The sequence below is a fragment of the Oceanicoccus sp. KOV_DT_Chl genome, assembly GCF_900120175.1.
Classification (GTDB): domain Bacteria; phylum Pseudomonadota; class Gammaproteobacteria; order Pseudomonadales; family Dasaniaceae; genus Oceanicoccus.
Genome location: NZ_FQLF01000001.1, coordinates 547,024 through 570,333, shown reverse-complemented (window position 1 = coordinate 570,333; position 23,310 = coordinate 547,024). Strand labels below are relative to the sequence as shown.

The following is a 23,310-nucleotide window of genomic DNA, read 5'->3' as shown; positions in this document are numbered from 1 at the left end:
CGTTTAGCTAGTCCCTACCCACCCAATCAGCCTGGCGCCCATCAACAGTTACCAAACCTGTCTCCTCAACAACCCCGACAAAATGCGGCTCAGCACCACGGGAGCGAGCGATATAAGTGTATAAACACGGCACTATGTACAAGGTAAATAAAGTGCCAATAGACATCCCGGCCGTGATCACCAAACCAATACTTTTACGGCTTTCTGCACCCGCGCCAGAGGCCAACAGCAACGGCAGCACGCCGAATACCATCGCCGCAGTAGTCATCAGTATTGGACGCAAGCGCATTACTGCTGCACGCTCTACCGCCTCTGCCGGATCCAGGCCTTGCATCTGCAACTTATTAGCAAAATCGACGATTAAAATACCATGTTTACTGATTAAGCCGATCAACGTCACCAAACCAATCTGGGTATAGATATTTAATGAGGCGTAGTCAAAAGTGCCGGGCATTATCCCGTTCAATGAACTTAATAATGTCATTGGCACCAAAGCACCAAAAATCGACATAGGTACACTCACCAATACAATCAACGGATCACGAAAACTTTCGAATTGGGCAGCCAGCACCAGGTAAATTAATAAAAATGAAAACAGGAACGTCACCAATAATGCATTACCCTCTTTCATAAATTGACGTGACTGACCCATGTAGTCGTGAGAGAAACCTTCAGGCAAGTTTGCAGCAGCAATTAACTCCACTGCCTCAATAGCATCCCCCATGGTCACCCCGGGCGCCAACATGGCTCCGATCGTTGTCGAATTTAACTGCTGAAACTGGGTTAGTTTATTCGGACTGGCAATTACCCGCTGGCTAACTATGGTAGTGAGCGGCACCATTTCACCGGTCACAGTACGCACATAGTAATTCTGAAGACTTTCCGGACTAACACGCAGACTTTGTTGCGCCTGGGGTATCACCTTATAACTACGATCCTCAATACTAAACCGTCCGACGTTACCTTCACCAAGTAGTGTAGACAATGCAGTGCCGATATCTTTCATTGAAATACCCAGCTCACCCGCCCGATCTCTATCGATATCCAGCACCAGCTCCGGCTTATTGAACTTTAATTCCTGATTAACGAAAACAAATTTTCCTGAACGCTGCATCTCCTGCTTAATATTATTTGCTACTTGAAAAATTAATTCTTCCGACACAGTGGACGTTAACACAAACTGCATGGGCAAACCTGCTGGTGCACCAGGCAAAGAAGGAAAATTAAACGTATATAAGTTCATGCCTGCCACTGAAGCTCCCAGCGTTTGGCGTAACTCTTCACTTATCTCTTTACTAGAGCGCTCCCGTTCACCCCATGGCTTTAATAAGACCAATGAGAATAAACTGTTTTGTTGCATCCAGATAAAACTACGATCACGTTCGGGAATAGCCAGTGATAAGGTTTCCACTTTCTCGGCAAACTTCTCCACATACTGTAAATTTGCCGAAAGCGGCGCCGCACCCGATATATAAACAACGCCATCATCTTCAATCGGCGCCAACTCTTGAGGAATAGACTGGTATAAAAAACCAATACTGCCCAATATTCCCACTGAGATCACTAACGCTACCGATCGATAGCTAAGTGCACTGTGCAGGGTTTCCTGATAACGAAGCTTTAATCGCTCAAAAAAATCATCCAACTTTTTTACCAAGCCTTGCTCAGAGGTTTCCATAGTCAATAATTGAGAGCACATCATCGGCGATAAGGTTAACGCGATAACGCCGGAAACGATCACCGCGCCAGCCAGAGTAAATGCAAATTCAGTAAACAAGGCGCCGGTCAAACCACCTAAAAACCCAATCGGCCCGTACACGGCAGCCAAAGTAATTGTCATCGCGATAACCGGAAACGCAATTTCTCTGGCTCCCTCCAATGCTGCTTCAAACGGCCTCACGCCCGCCTCGATATGGCGCTGGATATTTTCCACGACCACAATCGCATCATCAACCACTAAACCTATCGCCAGCACCATCGCCAACAACGTTAACAGGTTTACTGAAAATCCCAATAACAACATCACTGTCAGTACGCCGACCAATGATAACGGGATTGTCACCACAGGAATAATCACCGAACGCATTGAACCCAGAAAGATAAAAATGATCACTACCACAATCAAGCTGGCTTCTATCAATGTAACAACCACCTCATTGATCGACTCATCGATCGCGACTGTGTTATCAAAGACCAGGTTCATGGTAATAGGTGGCGGCAGTTGCTGTTGCAACAGTGGAACCAGTTGGCGTACTTGTTCAGCAACCACCAAGGGGTTGGCCGCAGCCGCAGCGCGGGTCCTGACAAAAACCGTCCGCAAACCTTCAAAACGAATCGCCTCATTATAATTTTCAGCCCCATCGCCACTGTGGCAACATCGCTTAAGCGCACCAATGAAGTATGCTCACTTTTGATAATAATATTTTCAAACTGGGTGGGCGTAGACAAGCCGGTTTTAGCCGTAACATTAAAAACTACTAATTCGTCATACGTTTTACCGGCAGCGCTCTGGAAATTAGCTTCACGTAACGCAGTATTAATATCATTGGCAGTAATTTTATGGGCAGCCATTTTCTCTGCATCCAACCACACCCGCATCGCAAAAGAGCGCTTACCACGAATATCAGCCGCCCCATCCCTTCGACAGTGCTAAGTTGTGGCAACACCACTTTACTCAAGTAATCAGTGATTTGTTCCTCGCTCATGGTAGCGCTTGAAAAAGCGATATACTGCAGCGTATCCGAGCCTAAGCCCTCCATTTTTTCAACAAGCGGAGCTTCTGACTCCGTTGGCAACTCACTTCTGATCTTATTGATTTTAGTGGTCAGGTCCAGCAGCGCAGTATCGACAGGATAATCCTGATTTAGATACACAGTGACCGAAGAAACACTTTCATTGCTTTGGGCAGTAACATAATCAATGCCTTCTACACTGGTAATGGCATTGAGGATTGGAGTGGTGATAAAGCCCTTAATCAAACTGGCGCTGGCACCAGGATAAGCCGTAGTAATATTAATCGTGGGATATACAATTTCGGGATACTGACGTAACTGTAACGAAGTAAAGGCTTTTAACCCGATTAGTAATAGAAACAAACTCAGTACTATCGCTAGCACCGGCCGCCGGATAAATATATCGGTAAAGCGCATTGATTCATCCATAGCTATAGCTCAACTGAATTATCAATATTCACTTTAGACCCGTTATTTAATTTCAGGTCACCACTGGATACCACTAACTCGCCAGCTTCCAGCCCATCAACAATAGCCACACGTTGATCACGCCTCTCTAATATTTTGATGTAACGCCGGTCAACCCGTTTGATTACATCACCTGTCGCACTGGACTCCTCCACCACAACAAAAACAGAATCACCGTACAAGCTATAACTAATAGCTGTTTGCGGCACAGTAACCAACGATTTTTGCTGTTCTAATACCACCTGAATATTGGTAAACATACCTGGTAACAGTTCTTGTGCATCATTATTAAACGTCGCCCGAACCTGAATATTACGCGTATTTTGATCCACTTTGGCATTGATTGCGGATACTTTTGCATCGAAAATCCGATCAGGAAATGCCTGCACGGTAAAATGCACCCGTTGACCTAAAACCAGCTTGGGAAAATACTGCTCGGGCACATAGAAATCGACATGTAAATAATCCAATGACTGCAAGGTTACTAACGGATCGCCAGTCTTAACGAAATCACCAACATTTAATTGACGAATACCTAAACGGCCAGAAAACGGCGCGCGGATTTTTTTCTGTTGAATTAAGGCTTTGGTCCGATCAACTTGCGCTTCGGCATCAATCATTTTTGCCTCAACCGTATCAAAATCGGTTTTGGAAATGGCGTTGCTTGATAATAAACGCTTATCTCGATCAAAGTTTATTTTGGCTAATTTTAGTTGCGCAGCATAGCTACGTAAGTTCGCCTTCTCGACGGTGTCATCCAATTGCACCAACACCTGATCTTCAGTGACATCGATACCTGAGGCAAAGTAAATTTCCTGTATCAGACCGCCAACTTCAGAGGTAATATCGACACCGTTTACAGCAGTAATAGAACCAACCGACTTTATGTAAATGTCCCAATTTTCAGTTTTCACGGACTCTGCTGAAATGGTCACTGGCGGCGGTGAATAGTTGGCCACACCTGTATCGATCAAACTTTGTACCAACCGCAATACGCCAAAGATGATTACGAGAATCACCAGCAGCGAGCCGATAGCCACCTTCATTTGCCGCTTCATAGATTACCCTCTATCAAATACTGATTCTGAAATAAACTGCAACCGCAAAAATGGCAGTCGTGGCTATTATCGCAGAAACTCTGCCGGACGGATGATCCCGAAATTTATTTCCTTAAACAGTACGATTTATTGGACTTAGGCTAAAAAAGTATCCGGAACGATCACGCTGATTTAACAGCGCATAATTATCCACAAGATTAACAGCCAGCTCAGCTACTTCATCAATGCAGCCTTAACTTTGTCCACATCCACCGCTTCAGCCGCCTGTTTCTTATCGACAGCATCGTAGGCCTTTTTATAGTCGACCTCTCCCTCTTTAACCGCGCCCTTTAACTGCTCGGTATCAACCGACTGTACAGCTTTTTCTTTATCAACAGACTCGGCCAACTTATCAAAATCAATGGCCAATACCGGCATAGCAACCGCAGCTAATAATGCAGTTAAACCTATCATTATTTTCATAATACTACTCCTGATTATAATTCGAATACCAACGGCGGGTTCAGGTAAATATTTATCACCGCCAATATTCATTCGGCAAAGTAACACCTCGGAATTAAGCAGATAAACTATTGCCAGGATTAAAATTGGTGCTGGCTTTTTGCCAGAACCGTGTACAATGCGCGACCTTTTGCCAATGTACAGCAAACCCTGAATGCACGCCACCGCCACTGATAACACCGCTCATTTAATCGCAGATAACGAGACCTTTTTTGCTCAAGTCGCTTTCGACCTGCAGCAGCAGGGTTACAGCATAAACTCACTCTCACTTCCTCTGGATTTAGCACAAGACCTTTTAAACTACTTACATCAGCTGGATGCCACTGCCTTTCAACTGGCGGGTATCGGCCGCGATCACTTTCATACTCAGGATAATACTGTTCGCAATGACGATATTTGCTGGATTACGGGTAAACACAGTGTCAGCCAGCGCTGGCTGGACTGGGCCGAGCAACTAAAAGAATATTTAAATCGGCAGCTGTTTCTGGGATTGTTTTCCTTTGAAAGCCACTTTGCGCACTACGCACCAGGGCATTTTTACCAACGCCATGTCGATGCTTTTGTAGGGCAATCTAACCGGGTACTCTCGCTAGTAGTTTATTTGAACCCTGACTGGCAACAAGGAGACGGTGGGGAACTGCTCATTTATGCAGGCAATGAGACCATTACAGTCGCCCCGACGATGGCAACTCTGGTGCTGTTTCTCAGTGAAGAATTTCCTCACGAAGTACTTCCGGCAAAGCAAGACCGCTACTCCATCGCGGGATGGTATCGGGTCAATAGCTCAACTAAAGATCGCGTCGACCCCCCAATGTAATTATTCGTACTTCTAATACCCGACTAAAAAAGCCGCAACTTGTTGCGGCTTTTTTTCAGCAGGTAAAGAAGAAGACTACTTAATTTTGCCTGCGGCTCTGGCCATATCCAAAGCCAAATCCTCGATCATATCCTCCTGGCCACCAACCGTGCGGCGACGCCCCAACTCCATTAAAATTTCCCGTGAGGACAGACCGTATTTGGCAGCTGCACGTTTGGCAAATAACAGGAAAGAGGAATAGACCCCTGCGTAGCCCAGCGTTAGCGCATCACGGTCAACTCGCACCAGTTGATCCATCATCGGTACAATAATATCTTCAGCAATATCCATCACTTTAAATAAGTCGACGCCGGTTTCTACACCCATACGGTCCAACACTGCTGCCAATACTTCCAGCGGTGTGTTACCAGCACCGGCGCCCAAGCCCGCAACCGACCCATCAACACGATTAGCGCCAGCCTCAATGGCCGCTACTGTATTCCATACACCAAGACTTAAATTGTGGTGGCCATGAAAACCCAGTTCGGTTTCCGGCTTTAGCTCTTTACGCGCCAGTGCCACATATTCGGTTACTTGTTGCGGCAACAAGTAGCCCGCAGAGTCGGTGATATACACACAGTTAGCACCATAAGATTCCATCAGCTTCAATTGCTCTAACAATGCTTCTGGGGAAGTCATATGCACCATCATTAAAAAGCCAACGGTATCCAACCCCATTGCCGCCGCCATACCGATATGCTGTTCGGTGACATCTGCCTCAGTACAGTGGCTGGCAATACGAATGGTATCGATGCCACAATCAGCAGCCATTTTTAAATGGTCAACGGTGCCGATGCCCGGCAATAACAAGGCGGAGACTTTGGTGTTTTTAACCACACCACAGACGGCGCGTAAATATTCTTCATCACTGGCTGCGGGAAAACCGTAGTTAACTGAACGCCCACCCAAACCATCACCATGAGTGACCTCAATCATCGGCATGCCAGCATCGTCCATCGCCTTGGCAACCGTGATCATTTCTTCAACGGTTATTTGATGCTGCTTGGGATGCATACCATCGCGCAAACACATATCGTGAAGAGTGACTTTTCTACCTTTTAAATTCATAACATTTTCCTATGTTGCTCTGCTGCCCCGATTAGAAGACAGCAACTCAATATGTGGTTTTAGCGGCTACCCAAACGGGGTGAACTAAGCTGCTGTTGGCACAAAGCGGCCGGCCAAAATTTCTTCTGCATACATTTCTGCCGTACGTAAACCGGCGGCAGTCATGATGTCCAGGTTACCCGCATACTTCGGCAGGAAATCTCCCAACCCTTCAACTTCCATATAGATAGACACCCTATTACCGTCAAACACCGGGCCGTTTTTCAAGGTATAGCCAGGCACGTATTTTTGAACTTCTTTAATCATGTCGTGAATCGATTGGGTGATCGCCGCCTGATCTGGCTCTGTCGCCGTTAAGCAATGCACCGTATCGCGCATGATCAACGGGGGCTCAGCAGGATTAATAATGATAATGGCCTTACCCTCACCGGCACCGCCAACTTTTTCAATGCCGCTGGCAGTCGTACGGGTAAATTCATCGATATTTTTACGGGTACCTGGACCCGCTGATTTGGAAGAAACCGTCGCCACGATTTCACCATAAGTGACTTCCTGCACCCGACTCACCGCCGCGACTAAAGGAATCGTCGCCTGACCACCACAGGTCACCATATTTACATTCATCGCTTTGGCTGCGACTGCCTGCTCTAAATTCACTGGCGGAATACAAAACGGGCCTATCGCTGCGGGAGTCAGATCAATCATCACCGCCCCTTGCTCGTTTACTTTGCGTGAATTTTCCGCGTGCACATACGCCGATGTAGCATCAAAACAAATTTGTACACCGTCCGCTTTCATCGTCGGTATCATACCGTCAACACCATCGGCAGTAATTTTCAACCCAGCTCTTTCGCTCTGGCCAAGCCTGGCGAATCAGGGATAACCCCCACCATCCACACCGGCTCAATCACATCTGATCGCATCGCCTTCATCAACAAGTCAGTACCGATATTGCCGGGACCAATGATGGCAGCTTTAATTTTTTTACTCATGGTAGTTCCTTTTCAATCAACGGCGACAAGCACACAATGCCGGTCACTAAAAGCTAAACAAATTTGACGCTGGCGGTGCCAATGCCATGCAACTCTAACTGCATGACGTCACCCGCCACCACTGGCTCTAACGGCACCAACGAGCCGGATAAAATAACTTCACCGGCCTTAAAGGGAATATCGTACTCACCTAAGGTATTAGCCAACCAAGCCACCGCAGTTAAGGGATTACCTTGTACCGCACTGCCCAGACCTTCACTTAAAGGCTGACCATTTTTAGTGACCGTGATTTTTAAATTCGGTAGATCATGATCACGCGGATCAGCGGTCTGCTGACCCAGCACATAAACACCGCAGGAAGCGTTATCGGCGATAGTGTCTTCAATTTTTATTTTCCAGTCATCGATCCGGGAATCAACAATTTCAAAGCAGGGGATAATGCTTTCGGTAGCGTCGAGAACATCTTGCTCGGTAACGCCGGGACCCACTAAATCTTTTTTCAGGCGAAAACCAATTTCAGCTTCAGCCCGGGGCTGGATTAAATTACCCGCAATGGGTATTTCAGCGCCATCGGGATATTCCATCGCATCAGTCAAAAAACCAAAGTCAGGTTGAAAAACACCGAGCATTTCTTGCACCGCAGCACTGGTCACACCAATTTTTTTACCGACAATTTTTTCGCCATCATCGCTGACCCGGCGGCTGACCATGCGCAATGAGATATGATAAGAATCATCAATCTCGATATCAGGCTCGCGCTCAGTAAACGGCTTTAACGTAGTTTGCGAGCGCAGCGCTTGATAGAGCTCATCGCCCAGCTGATTAATTTTTGCTTTATTCATCATTGCTAGTATTTCTCATTCTATTTTTCGGACATAGCGTTAGCCATTCGCCAAAAAGTCCAAGGTCATGCGATTAAACATTGCTGCATGCTCCATCATTACCCAGTGGCCACACTCTGATACTAAAATCACCCGACTGTTACTGCAATTCTTAGCCAATTTCATAATTCCGGTCTCGGGCATCATATTTTCATTCATCCCCCAAAACACTAGCACCGGACACTGCAAGTTTTTTAATTCATGCTCCATATTTGGCACCACCATGGTTTTGACAACATGAGGGTTTTGCGTTTGCATGGACTCCCAGCGCTCTTGCACTGTCTGCTCGTCCAAACAACCGGGGTCAACTAAAAAAGCGGTTTCAAAAAAGCTGCGCATCTTTGCCGGCGTTACCGGGTCGGCTGAAGTGAACACCTCTTTCATCATTTGCATGCCCGGCATGGTAAAATAATTTGCCTGTTCTTCAATGCCTCCGGGGGCCATCAGCACTAATTTTTCAGTCTGTGCGGGATAATCCAGGGCGAAACGTAGCGCGATAGCGCCACCAAGTGAATTGCCGATCAAAGTGAAATTTTCTACACCGATGACATCCAGTGTTTGCTTGATACACTCAACAAATAAATCAAGGTGATAATCCACATCGGTAGGTTTAGCTGAATAACCATAACCCAATAAGTCCGGCACGATCACCCGATAACCTTGCTCCACCAATACCGGGTAATTCGCTTTGAAATTACTATGACCGCTGGCACCACTGCCGCTGCCATGCAAAAACACAGCAACCACACCATCACGTGGCCCCAGATCTTGATAGTGCATGCGCTGCCCGTTGGGTAAATCGGCGTACTGACCTTCGGGCATCCCGGATATTAATGCCATGCTACTCTCCTAATTAAAACTATGGGCCAAGCTGCCGTTAATTTTCAAACTACAGACAGCGACCTTCTGCGACTCAGACAATCAAAAAAGGTTGATTCTAACGTATAAAATCAACCTTTAAATAGGCGAAAGAGGCCAACCAGAGCGGCCTGAAAAAGTGGTGCCTACATATTTAAATCGATGTTGGCGTCACCAAATATCATGCCACCCAAATTGTTACTATAAATATTGGTGTTATTCGCCACATGCGCCTGACTGGCAAGAATATCCAAGTGCTTGGCCAATACCTGATTACCCAGAAAAATACCTTTTGAACCACTGGCTTTTAGCATTTTGCCAGACAATTCTACACAGCGGTCAGCGACTAACGCCGAATCATAACGATACCGCGCGCGATCCTCTAAATCTATTTTACTGCCTTGCGCAGCCACCGCCATCATCTCATCAAAATTGCGATACATGGTGCTTTTCATTTCATCAATGGCCGAACGCACTTCCGCGGCAATTTTGCGGGCAAATGGATCATCTTTCATTTTGGCAGGGCCAACCTGGCGAGTTTTAGCGACTTCAATAAATGCCCCCAACTCACCTTCAAGTGCACCTAATGAGCCTGTGCAAACGGCGCGTACAAACACCTGACCAAAGGGTAAGCGAAAGACCGGTGCTTTATTCACCGCATTCCCCGGATTTTCACAGTTAAAACCATCAAACAATTTATGAGTACGATATTCAGGCACGAAAGCATCAACCACTTTAATATCCTGGCTACCTGTTCCCTGCAAACCAACTACATGCCAGGTATCAATAATTTCGTAGTCCGCTTTCGGCACCATAAACGTTCGATAATTGGACATATCGAAAGGAGCGCCTTCTTCCGGCACCACTGCTCCCAGGAACACCCATTCACAATGTTCTGAACCACTGGAAAAACCCCATTGGCCACTCAACTTGTAGCCGCCGTCGACTTTTTCTACTTTGCCAACAGGCGCATAGGAAGAAGAAATTAATGTTGTCGGATCTTCCGACCATACATCCTGTGCCGCTTGATTATCGAACAAAGCAAGCTGCCAATTGTGGACTGCCACTACACCTAGCACCCAACCACTCGACATACAGGCTTCAGAAATTTTTAACTGCACCGCATAAAATACCTGCGGGTCCATAGCGTAGCCGCCCCACTGCTCTGGCTGCAGAATTTTAAAAAAGCCTGCATCCTGAAAATCCTGAATAGTTTCATCGGGAATGCGACGAATTTGTGCACAACGAGCGGCTCGCTCGGCCAAAACTGGCTGCAAGGCTTCGGCTTTGGCGATAAGATCTTTTGCTCTGGAAGACGCTAAACTGTATTGATCTGACATACTCAACTCCACGTGACTAAGGGAACACTTACTCTCATAGCAGCAAGAATATAACCCAAAGCGAATGCCAGCATCCCCCATATAAGTGATATGCAACCATTACTGCTGAATAAACCCCTCACCAAAATCGGTTTATTCAATAACAGCCGGGTTATAACTGGTTGGGTCACCTAACATCGACCGGTGCGATGGCGGCTGCTTACCATTGATATCCACCACACCATACTCACTACCTAACTCAGCACCCACCCAAATCTTACCGCTGCGCTGCATGCGCTGAGGGTCTTTAGCCAATGCATCAATGACCAACCCAGAAAACTCCGGAGACTCGGCACCGGCTTCCATATCGGCATAAAGTTCAGGTTCAGCATCAAACACGCGCTGGGTCCGCTCGGTTTTAAGCAAGCCCATCCATAAAGAGATGACCGCCACATTATAGGGTTTAAAATCAACCGCCATATCATGGGCCATTTTATCCACCGCTGCTTTACCAGCGCCATAAGCCGGACCATGCATATAGCAACGTCCCCCAAACGATGATGTATTAACCACTAAACCCTCACCGTTCTTGACCAGCAACGGCGCAGCGTAATAACTGGCAACATAACTGGATCGCATACCCACATTTAAAATATCTTGCAGCGCTAACGGCTTTTGCCAGAACGGACCGTGATCAACCAAACCCTCTGGCACCAGCAAAGCATTATTAACCAGAATATCCAACCGGCCCTGCTCACGTTCAACCCGGGCGAAGAGTGCCTGTACTTGCCGATCATCGCCATGATCACAAACCACAGCGATACCGTTACCACCGCGGCGACTAATCTCATCCGCAGTGGCAGCCACAGTGCCGGGTAAATCAGCATCACCTTCGTTGATTGTGCGCCCGGTTACATAAACGGTGGCACCTAAGCCACCGAGCGCCAGGGCAATGCCTTTGCCAGCACCACGACTTGCGCCAGTCACCACGACCACCCGATTTTCTTGCAAACTCATACCCACCTCGCAGCAACGGTTATCACATCGCAGATAACATCAATCAAAAAATTAACCAAGCAAGAGTAACGGATGAGCATTAAAAAACAATCCGCCAGAGCAATGATAAAAGAATGGTAATTTAAGCCGTACTAGTCAGCTTTACTGCCACCTAAACAGTCAGGTGAATCAGGCGCCAAATTATTACGCTGCTGCCACTCATCGGCTGTATAAGTATGCAGCGCTAACGCATGCACCGGGCCAGCCAGTTCATCGGCCAACACCTTATAAATCATTTGGTGACGGGCAACGCTGCGCTTGCTATCAAATTCCGCGGACACTACAACGACTTTGAAATGAGTTTCTGAATTTGGAGGGACGCTGTGCATATGACTTTCATTGAGCACATCTAAAAACAAAGGTGACAGCGAGGAAGACAGTTTTGATTCAATGTCAGACTGGACACTCATAAAAAATCCAATAGCTAATTTAAATTTCAGAATAGTGCTAGATTCTTAATAGCAACGCTTATTGCGCCTTGCTTAACACGCTCTGACGATTATATAACGACAGCCATACTTCCAGCTCATCAACAGGTACCGGCTTACAATAAAAATAGCCCTGTCCTTTATCGCAACCCAATTGCTTTAAAGTATCAATGATTTGCAAATCTTCAATGCCTTCAGCAGTCACATTCAAACCCAAATTATGAGCCAGCTGCACCGTTGAATTGACAATAATTTGATCTTCATTATGTGCCATCATCTGACTGATAAAAGTACGGTCAATTTTTAAGGTATTGATTGGCAAGCTTCTTAAATACGCCAAGGATGAATAACCAGTTCCATAATCATCAATGGATATAGGTGCGCCCAAGGCGGCAATGGATTGCAACACTTGACGCGCTTTATCCGGGTCCGCCATCAAGGTGCTTTCGGTAATTTCTATTTCCAACTTTGAGCCATCTACCTGATAGCGCTGCAGGCAATTATCAATAAAACTGACAAAGCCAACATCAATTAAATTACGGGTAGAAACATTCACCGCAATAGAATATTGCCATCCCATTTTTTGCCATTCAGCTAATTGCTGGATAGCCGTTTCAACCACCCACCAGGTTACCGGCATAATCATATCAGTCAATTCAATTAGCGGTATAAACTCGACAGGGGGCAAGAGACCTAGCTGTGGGTGCATCCAACGTACCAGCGCTTCGAAGCCCACTACTTCATTGGTCTGCAAATCAATCACTGGCTGATAAAATAAACGCAGCTCGTCATTACTAATAGCCTGACGAATATCCATCATCAATGACAGCCGGCGCACCGAATAATGATCACTGGCACTGTTATATAAGCAGTGGTCTCTTGATTGCTGCTTTGCTTGATACATTGCCACATCCGCACAACGCATCAATGAGGATACAGAGTCACTGTTGGTTGGGTATAGCGCTATCCCTACACTTCCACCCACTACTAGCTCTAACTCGTTAATAGTGAACGGTGATTTAATTTCCTGCATTAATGCTGAAGCCAACGCAGTTATTGCGTCAACCGATTCATAGTCCTCAATTAAAACCGCAAATTCGTCGCCGCCCAGACGGGCCAGCGTAGTATTATGACCAACCAAAACAGGTTCTAATCGCGGGCCTATTTGCTTTAACAAATAATCGCCAGTTTCATGACCCAGGGTATCATTCACTTCCTTGAAACCGTCAAGATCCAATAAAAATAATGCATGCTGATTATTAGTAGAAGATACTGCTATTACCTTTTCCAATTGCTCAACAAAATAGCTTCTATTGGGTAATCCGGTTAAGCCATCATGATTGGCGCGGTATTCCATGTCACGTGTATGGCGAACGCGGTCACTTACATCCGTCATTACACCAAAAATTCGAGTTAACTGATTATCAACTACGACACTGGATAAATTTGTCGATACCCAAAGATCACTTGCCTGCTCAGTAGACAAGTGAACTACATGATCACGAAACAGATAATTTTCGGCAATAAAGTCTCTAGCCTGAGTGGCGTAATCATATTGAATATCACCTAATATACCGCCCCCCACCAATTCAGCCTTGCCATTTTTTCCGAGTAAATCAGTAAAGGCAATATTACAATCCACTATCTTGCTATACTCTGCCAACCACTGCACCTGCTTAGGAACCGATAGCGTCACCGGCATTGGTGGTACCACATCAACTACAAACATGCCGCTAGAATTATTTTCGATAAACATTTGCCGCTGCTGCTCGGTTTTATTTTTTTCTTCCTCAATTCTACGCCGGCCTATTTCTGCAGAGGCACGAATGGCAAAAATATTTAATACTGAACGGGCTAAATCAATATTTGGGATTTCACTGCTGTGCATTAATGAAATCAAACCTAACTGTTGATATTTCTCGCCGATAATGGGTACCGCGATATAACTTTCGATGCCTAAGCGACTTAAAAACTCATCCTTAGGAAACATATCCGCCACACCTGAACGATATACTTTAGCAATCCCGCCCAATACCTCGTAGCCTGGTGTATCTTTCAAGCAAAAAGTATTTTCGATGTGCTCATACTTAACAGCGCCGCCATAAAAGGCAAGCATATTAACCATGCCATCACCCTGTTCCGGAGTAGACTCTGCAACCGCGGAGTAATCCAAACCCAAAGTTTCTGCCAGTTTTTTTGCAAGATGAATAAAAAAAGATTCACCAGACTCTGCGGCCAAGGTTTGGGCAATATTCGACACTAACTGCTCCTGCATACGGCTAACACTTTGGTCTCGGTGTATTAATAAGACAGCTCGCAACAACCCGGATTCAACAAAACCATGATAAGAACTCTTGAAATGGAGTCGCTCGCCTGCCACAACCCATTCAGTCGATAAATCTTCAAGAATGTAATCCGCTATCACAAAATCATGTAACCGTTTTCGCAGACGCTCATTATGTAAATCCACATCGCCAAGCTCAGCATAACTGGCAATTTGCTGCATACTTAGACCACGCATGCGTTCTGGGTCACCGCTACTCATCGCACCATCTACGATATAGAACTCTGCTAGCTGAGCTTGGGACATAATAATCTGCACCTGCTGATCAGCAGGCAGACGAATATCTATCGGTTCCGACAAGCGGAAAAGAGTGACGGCACTGGGTAAATTTTTATAGGAAGTGGACTGGTTAACGCTCATTCCATGTTCGCAGGGTTTAGTGGTATATGAGTACTAGTGTAGACCAGAATTTTCAGGATAAAACCTCTACCGGGAATAGAGCGATAAAAAAAAGGCGACATCCGAAAATATCGCCTTTATTGATTAAACTACCAGCAAATAATTACACAAATAACTCGCCACTGGCTGCCCGATCAATCAATAGCTGCGGCGGCTCGAATACCTCTCCATACTTGGCCGCTAACTCTTTGCTACGCGCAACAAAAGCGCTAAGCCCATAAGCGTTAATCGCCTGAAACACACCACCGGTCTGCGCGGGAAAGCCAATACCCATTATTGAACCGATATTTGCATCGCCGACACTATCGATAACGCCTTCCTGCATCGCACGAACCGCTTCCAAACACTGGCAGAACAACAAGCGATCTTTAATGTCTTGATAAGACATATTGACATAGCCATCAGCTGCGAAGAGCTCCTTCAAACCGGGCCAGATGAACTTTTTACCGCCTTCGGGATATTCATAGTAACCCCGCCGTGTACTTTTCCTTTGCGGCCAAACTCATTAACCATACGACCAACCAGTGTGCCAGCCGCCGTTTCAGCAAAGACCTTACCTTGTGACTCGGCATCAGCCTTGGCTTGCTGACCATTTTTATAGGCCGTTTCCTGACTAATCTCATCGATTGCCGCCAAGGGCCCAACCGGAGAACCGTTATCACGGGCAGCTGATTCGATTAATACCGGGTTAACACCCTCACAAACCATCTCCGCCCCCTGGGTTATCGTCGATGCAATAGTCCGGGTAGTAAAAAAACCTGGTGCATCATTGACGACAATGGGCGTTTTGCCTAATTGTTGCGCTAAATCAAAGGCCTTAGCCAAGGTTTCATCAGAAGTTTCTCTACCTTTGATGATCTCTACTAACGGCATTCTCTCTGCCGGCGAGAAAAAGTGCATACCAATAAAGTTGGCTTTATTGCCACTAGCCTCAGCCAATTCAGTAATCGGAAGTGCCGAGGTATTAGAGGCAAATACTGCGCTTTCCGCCAACAGTGCTTCACACTCTTTCGTCACTGCAGCCTTAACCCCCGATCCTCAAACACCGCTTCTATAACAATGTCGCAGCCTGCAATATCAGCGTAATCTGCAGTCGCCTTAATTCGCGCCAAGTATTGCTCCGCCTGCTCATCACTCACCCGTTTATTCTTTGCGTAGCTGGCTTTTACATAAGCGATACCTTTGTCAGCATTTTCCTGGCTGATATCTTTGAGCACCACCTCAATACCTTTCTGCGCGGCCATTACCGCGATACCTGCGCCCATTTGACCAGCACCCAGTATTCCCAATTTTTTAACCGTTGATTTTGCAAAGCCATCCGGGCGGCTAGCACCTTTATTCAACGCTTCCATCTGCACAAAAAAAGCCGTCATCATATTGCGCGAGGTTTGGTCCAATAGCAGACTTAAAAAATACCGTCCTTCAATTTTTTGTGCCGTATCAAAATCAACCTTAACGCTATCAATCACACAGGCAAAAATAGCTTCTTGAGCAGGCATTAAACCTTTTGTCTGCGCCACCACATTAACCGGGCCAAAGTAGGTTAAGCCCTGATTAGCCGGATCATCATGGGCGCCACCTGGCAGCTGGTAGCCATCAGTATCCCATGGCTGCTTTGCTTCCGGATTAGCTTTAATCCAGGCTTTTGCTGCTGCCGCCAAGGCTTCTTCGGAGTCAACCAGTTCATCCAACATGCCTTTTTCCAAAGCTTTTTCAGCCTTCAAACGACGGCCTTGACTAATTAAACCAATCGCTTCCTGCATGCCTAACAACCGCGTTAAACGGACAACACCACCTGCACCCGGCATTAAACCAATCATGCCCTCAGGCAAGCCGACCTGAACACCTTTAACCGCCACTCGATAGTGACAAGCCAAAGCAATTTCATAACCACCACCCAATGCCGGGCCATTAATACCGACCGCAACGGGCACCCCCAAAGTTTCCAATAAGCGCAACGGTGCTTTGGTTTTCATAATACCGTTGTACATGTCGGTCTTTTCCTCAACCGAACAATTTAAATCCATGGCTAACATTTCAGTGATGTCGCCACCGGCAAAAAATTGATCCTTTTTACCACTGCGTACATAAACCCCAATGACACCACCTGCAGCCACCATTGCCTGCAATTCTACGATGGCTTTTTGCATAGCTTCATCGTATTCAACGCCCATGGTATTCACTGATTTTCCAGGCTGATCAAAAATTAGTTCTACAATGCCGTCACTGTCTTTTTCTAAACGGATATATCCCATTGTCTTACTCGCTTTACTGGTTGTCGGAAAAATCTTTAACGCCATTAGCGTTGCCAACTTGTTCCGTGATTAATTCAATTAGTGCTTACACACGCTCAATAATGGTGGCGATACCGATACCACCGCCGGCACAGAGTGTGATCAAGCCACGCTGTAAATCGCGACGCTCCAGCTCATCCAATAACGTCCCTAAAATCATCGCACCGGTAGCACCAATAGGATGACCCATCGCAATCGCACCACCATTGACATTGATACGGTCATCGGCGACTCCCATGCGCTGCTGAAAGCGCAACACGACTGATGCAAACGCTTCGTTGAGCTCAAATAAATCAATATCATCCGCGGTCATTCCAGCCTGCTTCAACACTTTCAGCGTTGCAGGCACCGGACCATCTAACATTATCGTTGGCTCAGTGCCGGTTAAAGCACAAGCGACAATGCGCGCTCTCGGGGCCAACCCGGTATCTTTACCAGCCTGCTCATTACCTACCAGCACCAAGCCAGCGCCATCAACCACACCGGAAGAATTACCCGGCGTATGTACATTGATAATTTCCTGCAATTCGGGATAGCGCAAACGGGCGATATCGCCATGACCAAAATCATTAAACATTTTGAAGGAAGGATTTAACTTGGTGAGATTATCCATTGAGGTGGGACGAATTAATTCGTTTCTATCCAAAATAGTGACACCATTGATATCAACCACCGGAACCTGTGATTTGAAATAACCATTTTGCTCGGCATGGGCAGCACGCTGCTGCGACATAACCGCATAACGGTCTACATCTTCACGGCTGAAACCATCCATCGTCGCGACCATATCAGCACCCAAGCCCTGGGAAATACCATAGGTTTTCATAGCAACCCAGGCATCGCCTTGCGCTGCACCGGAAGCGCCAATTCCAAGCCGGGACATTGACTCAACGCCACCAGCGGCCACCATCGATTCAAAACCGGCAAGCACTTTCGCAGCAGCCATATTAACCGCATCCAAACCACCGGCACAGTAGCGATGAATTTGGGTACCAGTAGTAATGTTATCCCAACTGGAGTACGTCACTGCAGTCTTGGCAATATTTTGTCCCTGCTCATTTACCGGCTCACCCGTCGCAATAATTAAATCCTCTACTCTGGAGGTATCCAAATCGTTGCGCTCTTTCATCGCTTCCATTAAACCCGCGACCAGATCAATCGGTTTAACTTCATACAAACCGCCACCGACTTTACCCTTGCCACGGGGCGTACGAATCGCATCGTAAATATATGCTGTTGTTGCCATGTTTTTCCTACCTAGGTTACTGGCGCGACGACTTCGCGACTTGACTGATATTTATGCGTCTTTTTAAAGCTGCGCATGTGAAGCTAAGGCATCATCCACACAGGCTCATTTCAGGGTATCTAATTTAACCGCAAGCCACTGAAACACAATAACATTTACGGTCAATGGCCAGTGGCATATTTTCACCGCGTGACAGCAGTGCTGGAATAGTATTGATTCCGTTAAAACAAGCGCTGCCAATACCTGATGAACTCATGGAGCTTAGTTAATCCCGCGTTGATTCACTGTGTTCTTGCTGCCTGAATTCACCAGGCGTCATCGCGGTCCATTTTTTAAATGAGCGATGAAAAGCACTGGGGTCAGTAAACCCCATCAATGCAGCCACCGCATTGATCGATAAATCCGGATTGGATAAATAGGCCAGGGAAGCGTCACGTCGACACTCATCTTTTAATTGCTGAAAAGTGGTGCCTTCCTTTTTTAACTTGCGCCGCAATGTGGGTGCTGACATATTTAGCGAGTCTGTAATTTTTTCAAAACTGGGAAAACCCTGGCTAAAATCATGACCAATCAATGCCCTTACCCGCGTCACCAGACTACTGGTGCTGGCATCCGGATTGATTACCATTAATTGATAAGGCGCAGTACGCAGAAAATCTTTTAATGATTGCTCAGTGTGCACCAACGGACTTGTCAGATAGGATGCAGCAAAGATAATTTCATCACGCTGCTGCCCATAATGAATGGGGCAATTAAATAATTGCTGGTATTTTTCTATTTTTTCTTCTGTGGCCGGTGCCGCACCTCGAAAATGTACGGTACTCAGCTTCATTGAGCGGCCGGTAAGCCAACAAAAAAAACGGTGCCACACCGAAAGGCTATAAGCATCCGTTGCTTCCACCTCCGGCATTGCATCCGTAGCAATACCATTTTTAGCCGGCGAACCGCGATACCCTACAATCACTAACTCCTGATCAAGACTCATGGTAATCTGCGCATCAGCATCAAAAAAGGTGCGATAAAACTCACAGGTCCGTTTAATGGCCACCCCTAAGTTCTCGCAACCCAAAATGCAGTAGCACATCATCCTGAATGCGCCTGGCGTCACCCCCTGACCAAAGCTCAAACCGAAGGTTTCGTCCTGCAACAGACTTAAGACCTGCTGATACAGCTTACTGTACTGCATTGCCGTAATTTCCTGCCGATAGTCACTCTGTCGGGGTTTACGGGGGTCGAAATCAATCCCTGCGACAGTCAGCATGCCGGAATAATCATAGCCGCGCTCTAGCACTAGATTAAGCAGTGAATTGGCAAAGCGTGTGGGGACAGTTTCAGCATTCATACAACGTTGGGTTCTTTCTGCAGTTTTTTGTGAGCTGGATCATAGTTAGGCTATCGCTAACCCGGTGAATACTAGCATTTCGCCCGTTCAAGTTGAATTCCAGGCGCTATACCATAAGCTATTAAATATCTTCTATACTATTAAAAACACGCTGATAAGCAGGCTTGCAATGGACCACCCCCTTTACGACATTTACTTTACCGGCCAACTCGTTGAAGGCACTGATGTTGAAACAGCCAAGATCAATGTCGCCAAACTGTTTAAAAGTACACCAGAAAAAATGGCCAAATTATTTACTGGCAAGCCGCAAGCATTAAAACGCGGCGTCGATAAAGCGGGCGCATTAAAATATAAGGCTGCGCTGCACCAAGCTGGATTATTAGTCGCCGTTAAAACCCAGCAAGCCGCGGCCGCAGCTAACACTGCATCAGCGACTCCAGCAGCACCTGTTCAGGCCCAGACCGAGTCAACCACCCAGCCTCAAGCCGAAGAGGATTGGTCGCTGGCAGCGGTCGGCAGTGATGTATTAAAGCAAAGCGAAAAGTCACAACCAGTAGAAAATAATGTCGATACCAGTGCAATAAAAATGGTATCAGCTTTCATGGAGCCGGAAGCGATTCCTACCGCACCCCCGCCACCCCCGCCTGATACCAGCCACATCTCCGTCGCCACTGTAGGCGAAGATTTACTGGTTGAAAAACCGGATTCACCGCCGCCGTTACCACTAGATATTGATGACATCACCCTGGCTCCTGCAGGTAGTGAGCTGGAACAGATACCTTCAGACTTACCGCCACTTAATCCCGATACCAGCGCCATCAGCATGGCAGAACCTGGCGCGGATATACTGGAAGGCCAGACCAAACCGGAACCGCCACCGGCACCTGATACAACGCATTTAAGTATTGCCAATGACTAAATGATTCGCAGCCCAGATGCTGAATGATTTGCTCCGCTGAGCCTGCCCCGTGAAGCGTTTTGGGTATACCTTACAGGGCTGCCTTAAATATAACAGGCGCTCAACGCACTTCGTGCTTTTGTCCCCGATCGCGTCAGGAATGCGCATAAACACTGGATTATCTAGCTTAACGCTACTCGCTTAGTACTGCCCTTAAAAATTGAACGTTTAAATAAACAATCAAGCCCGCGATAAAGGCAACGTCATTTCAACTCGCAAACCGGGATCATTATCGAACAGACTAATATCCCCGTCGTGCAACTTCACAACCGCAGACACTAAACTTAAACCCAAGCCGTTACCCGGTTGCTCGCTACGACTGGTCTCAACCCGGAAAAAGCGACGAAATACTTTTGCTTTATCTTTACCAGGAATTCCCGCGCCACTATCGGCAACTGAAATTAGCGCACAACCCAAAGAATCCTGATCTTCGATATGTTCCAATTGAATATGAATATTACCCTGCTCTGGCGTGTATTTAATCGCATTATCAATAAGGTTTGCGCAAGCCTGGAATAATAAATCACGGTCACCATGCAACTGCATACCATCCGCTAATGACTCTGTCATGGTAATGGCTTTATCCAACGCTAAAGGTTCATATAACTCCACCACATCGAGCATAATCACTTTTAAATCCAGCATCGCAAATCCTTCGCGGCGAGAACCGGACTCTACGCGTGCAATCCGCAATAGCGCATTAAATGTCGACAGCAAACTATCGGCTTCTTCAATTAAATGCTGCACGGTCTCTTCATTCTCATGATCAATTTGACCGTGTAATTGCGTCAGATGATTACGCAAGCGTGTCAGCGGCGTACGCAAATCGTGTGCAATATTATCGGAAACCTGCCGCACACCGGCCATCAAGGTTTGAATGCGGTCCAGCATTCTATTGATACTAAAAATAAGCTCCCGCATTTCACCGCGCTGATTATTCGTTCCGATACGCTCAGATAAATCACCGGACATAATTCGTTGCAGTGTTTTATTCACGGTATCCAGTTGTTTAACATTGATGCCCGCCAAAATCGCACCACCAATTGCGCCCAATACAATCGTTACCACCATGCTGCGAACCAATGCACCGCCAACCAAATTCGCATAATAGATAATGTCATCGTAATGACGGGCGACTAATACCTGTGAACCGTTATCTAGTTGTTCAGTGCGGGCGACAAAACCAACATCAATGGCCTCCCCATCCCAAGCTAATATGTCCAGCTGAAAACTGAGCCAACCTTCACCGTATTGTTTAAATTCAGGCCATTCATCGAGATTGCCAGCAATTTTTTTATAATCCTTATCCACCACCAAATAAAAAAACCGACTGCGATACTCTTTACGAATTTTTTCATCCACCAAAGTATCTACTTCGGCAGCTCCACCCTGCTCGTAAACAGCACGCAACTCTTTTAATTCGTTGGTGATTGAATCTGAAAGTTCAGCAAAATAATCATAGGAGATAGTAGCGTACACCAGGGTTAGAACAACCAGGCTGGCAACACTAAGGCAAGCCACATAAATCGACATAAATCGAAATGTGTAACTGGCGAGAACTTTGTTAATAATCATAGAAAGTAACTGACGCCTTAAGCGGCGTCAGGATCATGCAACATATAGCCGGCACCACGCACGGTGGAAAGCAACTGCTTATCAAAACCTTTATCAATTTTTTGTCGCAGGCGACTGATATGCACATCGATAACGTTGGTTTGTGGATCAAAGTGATATTCCCAGACATTTTCCAGCAACATGGTACGCGTCACTACTTGCCCAGCATGCTTCATTAAGTATTCAAGCAATTTGTATTCTCTGGGCTGCAGATTAAAGCCCTCGCCATTGCGCACCACTTTATGAGCAAGCAAATCCATTTCCAGATCAGCAACCTTCAACTTGGTTTGGGTAGTACTGGATTGCTGCCGACGAAGAATCGCTTCAATCCGGGCTAACAATTCAGCGAAGGCGAAAGGTTTAACCAGATAATCATCCCCGCCAGCCTTTAAGCCTTTCACGCGGTCATCCACTTCACCTAACGCACTGAGGATCAAAACCGGCGTTTTGTTATCAGAAGCTCTAAGCGTTTGAATAATCGTCAGACCATCCACATTGGGCAGCATCCGATCTATCACCATGACATCGTAATTTTCACTACTGGCTAAAAACAGCCCTTGCTTACCATCACCGGAATGATCAACGGTATACCCGCTTTGTTTCAAGCCCTTGATAATGTAATCCGCAACACTACTATCGTCTTCGATTAAAAGAATGCGCATGCAAACCCCGTTTGTTATGTTATTTACCGTCGTTGACCAACAGATGACTGCGCCAACAGAGGCGAACATTATCATTAACTGTTATAAACGTCAGTTTTCCAGAGCATTAATAATACTTAATGCTAATACTGGCTAGCTTATCGGGAGCAAACCTTACTGCCTATATTTTCTGGTTTATAGACTATATAGGTATAAAAACCCAAAAAATGCCGGCTAAAACAACCAACTCAGTCA

General features: G+C 46.3%; 19 protein-coding genes and 3 pseudogenes. 3 read left to right on the top strand and 19 right to left on the bottom strand.

Annotated elements, in window-relative coordinates:
• Positions 1-7: 7 nt before the first annotated feature.
• The 4 genes and pseudogenes from UNITIG_RS02620 to UNITIG_RS02610 form a co-directional block, all read right to left on the bottom strand.
• Positions 8-2,571 (bottom strand): annotated as a pseudogene (locus tag UNITIG_RS02620) (efflux RND transporter permease subunit).
• Complete coding sequence (locus tag UNITIG_RS24855; protein ID WP_255399414.1) at positions 2,478-3,161, bottom strand: efflux RND transporter permease subunit; 684 nt, start codon at positions 3,159-3,161, stop codon at positions 2,478-2,480. The pseudogene UNITIG_RS02620 and the gene UNITIG_RS24855 overlap by 94 nt, the downstream one beginning before the upstream one ends.
• Positions 3,162-3,163: 2 nt before the next feature.
• Complete coding sequence (locus UNITIG_RS02615; RefSeq protein ID WP_101756967.1) at positions 3,164-4,258, bottom strand: efflux RND transporter periplasmic adaptor subunit; 1,095 nt, start codon at positions 4,256-4,258, stop codon at positions 3,164-3,166.
• A gap of 213 nt (positions 4,259-4,471) precedes the next feature.
• Complete coding sequence (locus UNITIG_RS02610; RefSeq protein WP_101757159.1) at positions 4,472-4,720, bottom strand: hypothetical protein; 249 nt, start codon at positions 4,718-4,720, stop codon at positions 4,472-4,474.
• 193 nt (positions 4,721-4,913) lie between these two features.
• Here UNITIG_RS02610 and UNITIG_RS02605 point away from each other — a divergent pair, with 193 nt between their 5' ends.
• Positions 4,914-5,576: a 2OG-Fe(II) oxygenase gene (locus tag UNITIG_RS02605; RefSeq protein ID WP_101756966.1), complete on the top strand. Its 663-nt coding sequence runs from the start codon at positions 4,914-4,916 to the stop codon at positions 5,574-5,576.
• Between the two features lie 75 nt (positions 5,577-5,651).
• On the opposite strand, the gene dmpG is transcribed toward UNITIG_RS02605, so the two are convergent.
• The 13 genes and pseudogenes from dmpG to UNITIG_RS02550 form a co-directional block, all read right to left on the bottom strand.
• Positions 5,652-6,683: a 4-hydroxy-2-oxovalerate aldolase gene (gene dmpG / locus UNITIG_RS02600; RefSeq protein ID WP_101756965.1), complete on the bottom strand. Its 1,032-nt coding sequence runs from the start codon at positions 6,681-6,683 to the stop codon at positions 5,652-5,654.
• Between the two features lie 84 nt (positions 6,684-6,767).
• A pseudogene (locus tag UNITIG_RS02595) lies at positions 6,768-7,675 on the bottom strand (acetaldehyde dehydrogenase (acetylating)).
• 53 nt (positions 7,676-7,728) lie between these two features.
• Positions 7,729-8,517 carry a fumarylacetoacetate hydrolase family protein gene (locus UNITIG_RS02590; RefSeq protein WP_101756964.1) on the bottom strand — a complete coding sequence of 263 codons (789 nt, stop codon included), beginning with the start codon at positions 8,515-8,517 and terminating at the stop codon, positions 7,729-7,731.
• Between the two features lie 39 nt (positions 8,518-8,556).
• Entirely contained in the window at positions 8,557-9,396 is an 840-nt protein-coding gene (locus UNITIG_RS02585; RefSeq protein ID WP_101756963.1) for an alpha/beta fold hydrolase, read from the bottom strand.
• A gap of 164 nt (positions 9,397-9,560) precedes the next feature.
• Positions 9,561-10,754, bottom strand: a complete 1,194-nt coding sequence (locus UNITIG_RS02580) for an acyl-CoA dehydrogenase family protein (RefSeq protein WP_101756962.1) — start codon at positions 10,752-10,754, stop codon at positions 9,561-9,563.
• A gap of 132 nt (positions 10,755-10,886) precedes the next feature.
• A complete protein-coding gene (locus UNITIG_RS02575) occupies positions 10,887-11,750 on the bottom strand; it encodes an SDR family NAD(P)-dependent oxidoreductase (protein ID WP_101756961.1) in 864 nt (287 codons plus the stop codon).
• Between the two features lie 131 nt (positions 11,751-11,881).
• Positions 11,882-12,199 (bottom strand): BolA family transcriptional regulator, encoded by a 318-nt coding sequence (locus tag UNITIG_RS02570; protein ID WP_101756960.1) that lies wholly within the window; start codon positions 12,197-12,199, stop codon positions 11,882-11,884.
• 58 nt (positions 12,200-12,257) lie between these two features.
• The gene (locus UNITIG_RS02565) at positions 12,258-14,921 is read right to left on the bottom strand and encodes an EAL domain-containing protein (protein WP_101756959.1); all 2,664 of its coding nucleotides are present in this window, start codon (positions 14,919-14,921) and stop codon (positions 12,258-12,260) included.
• A 142-nt stretch (positions 14,922-15,063) separates the two neighbouring features.
• Positions 15,064-15,348, bottom strand: a complete 285-nt coding sequence (locus UNITIG_RS23310; protein WP_200821152.1) for a hypothetical protein — start codon at positions 15,346-15,348, stop codon at positions 15,064-15,066.
• A gap of 32 nt (positions 15,349-15,380) precedes the next feature.
• On the bottom strand, positions 15,381-15,668 hold the full coding sequence (locus tag UNITIG_RS23940) for a hypothetical protein (RefSeq protein WP_235015250.1): 288 nt from the start codon (positions 15,666-15,668) through the stop codon (positions 15,381-15,383).
• 117 nt (positions 15,669-15,785) lie between these two features.
• Positions 15,786-17,134: pseudogene (locus UNITIG_RS23300) on the bottom strand (3-hydroxyacyl-CoA dehydrogenase NAD-binding domain-containing protein); the annotation flags it as partial.
• A gap of 166 nt (positions 17,135-17,300) precedes the next feature.
• Complete coding sequence (locus tag UNITIG_RS02555; protein WP_101756958.1) at positions 17,301-18,500, bottom strand: acetyl-CoA C-acetyltransferase; 1,200 nt, start codon at positions 18,498-18,500, stop codon at positions 17,301-17,303.
• Positions 18,501-18,765: 265 nt separating this feature from the next.
• On the bottom strand, positions 18,766-19,842 hold the full coding sequence (locus tag UNITIG_RS02550) for an AraC family transcriptional regulator (RefSeq protein ID WP_101756957.1): 1,077 nt from the start codon (positions 19,840-19,842) through the stop codon (positions 18,766-18,768).
• Positions 19,843-20,011: 169 nt separating this feature from the next.
• On the opposite strand from UNITIG_RS02550, the gene UNITIG_RS02545 reads away from it, so the two are divergent.
• A complete protein-coding gene (locus UNITIG_RS02545) occupies positions 20,012-20,761 on the top strand; it encodes a hypothetical protein (protein ID WP_101756956.1) in 750 nt (249 codons plus the stop codon).
• Positions 20,762-20,980: 219 nt separating this feature from the next.
• On the opposite strand, the gene UNITIG_RS02540 is transcribed toward UNITIG_RS02545, so the two are convergent.
• Both UNITIG_RS02540 and UNITIG_RS02535 read right to left on the bottom strand, forming a co-directional pair.
• A complete protein-coding gene (locus tag UNITIG_RS02540; protein ID WP_101756955.1) occupies positions 20,981-22,375 on the bottom strand; it encodes a HAMP domain-containing sensor histidine kinase in 1,395 nt (464 codons plus the stop codon).
• 17 nt (positions 22,376-22,392) lie between these two features.
• Positions 22,393-23,076: a response regulator transcription factor gene (locus UNITIG_RS02535; RefSeq protein WP_101756954.1), complete on the bottom strand. Its 684-nt coding sequence runs from the start codon at positions 23,074-23,076 to the stop codon at positions 22,393-22,395.
• Here UNITIG_RS02535 and UNITIG_RS23010 point away from each other — a divergent pair.
• Positions 23,075-23,212, top strand: coding sequence for a hypothetical protein (locus UNITIG_RS23010; RefSeq protein WP_159931059.1), 138 nt, complete (start codon positions 23,075-23,077; stop codon positions 23,210-23,212). The genes UNITIG_RS02535 and UNITIG_RS23010 overlap by 2 nt on opposite strands.
• The last annotated feature ends 98 nt before the right edge of the window (positions 23,213-23,310 follow it).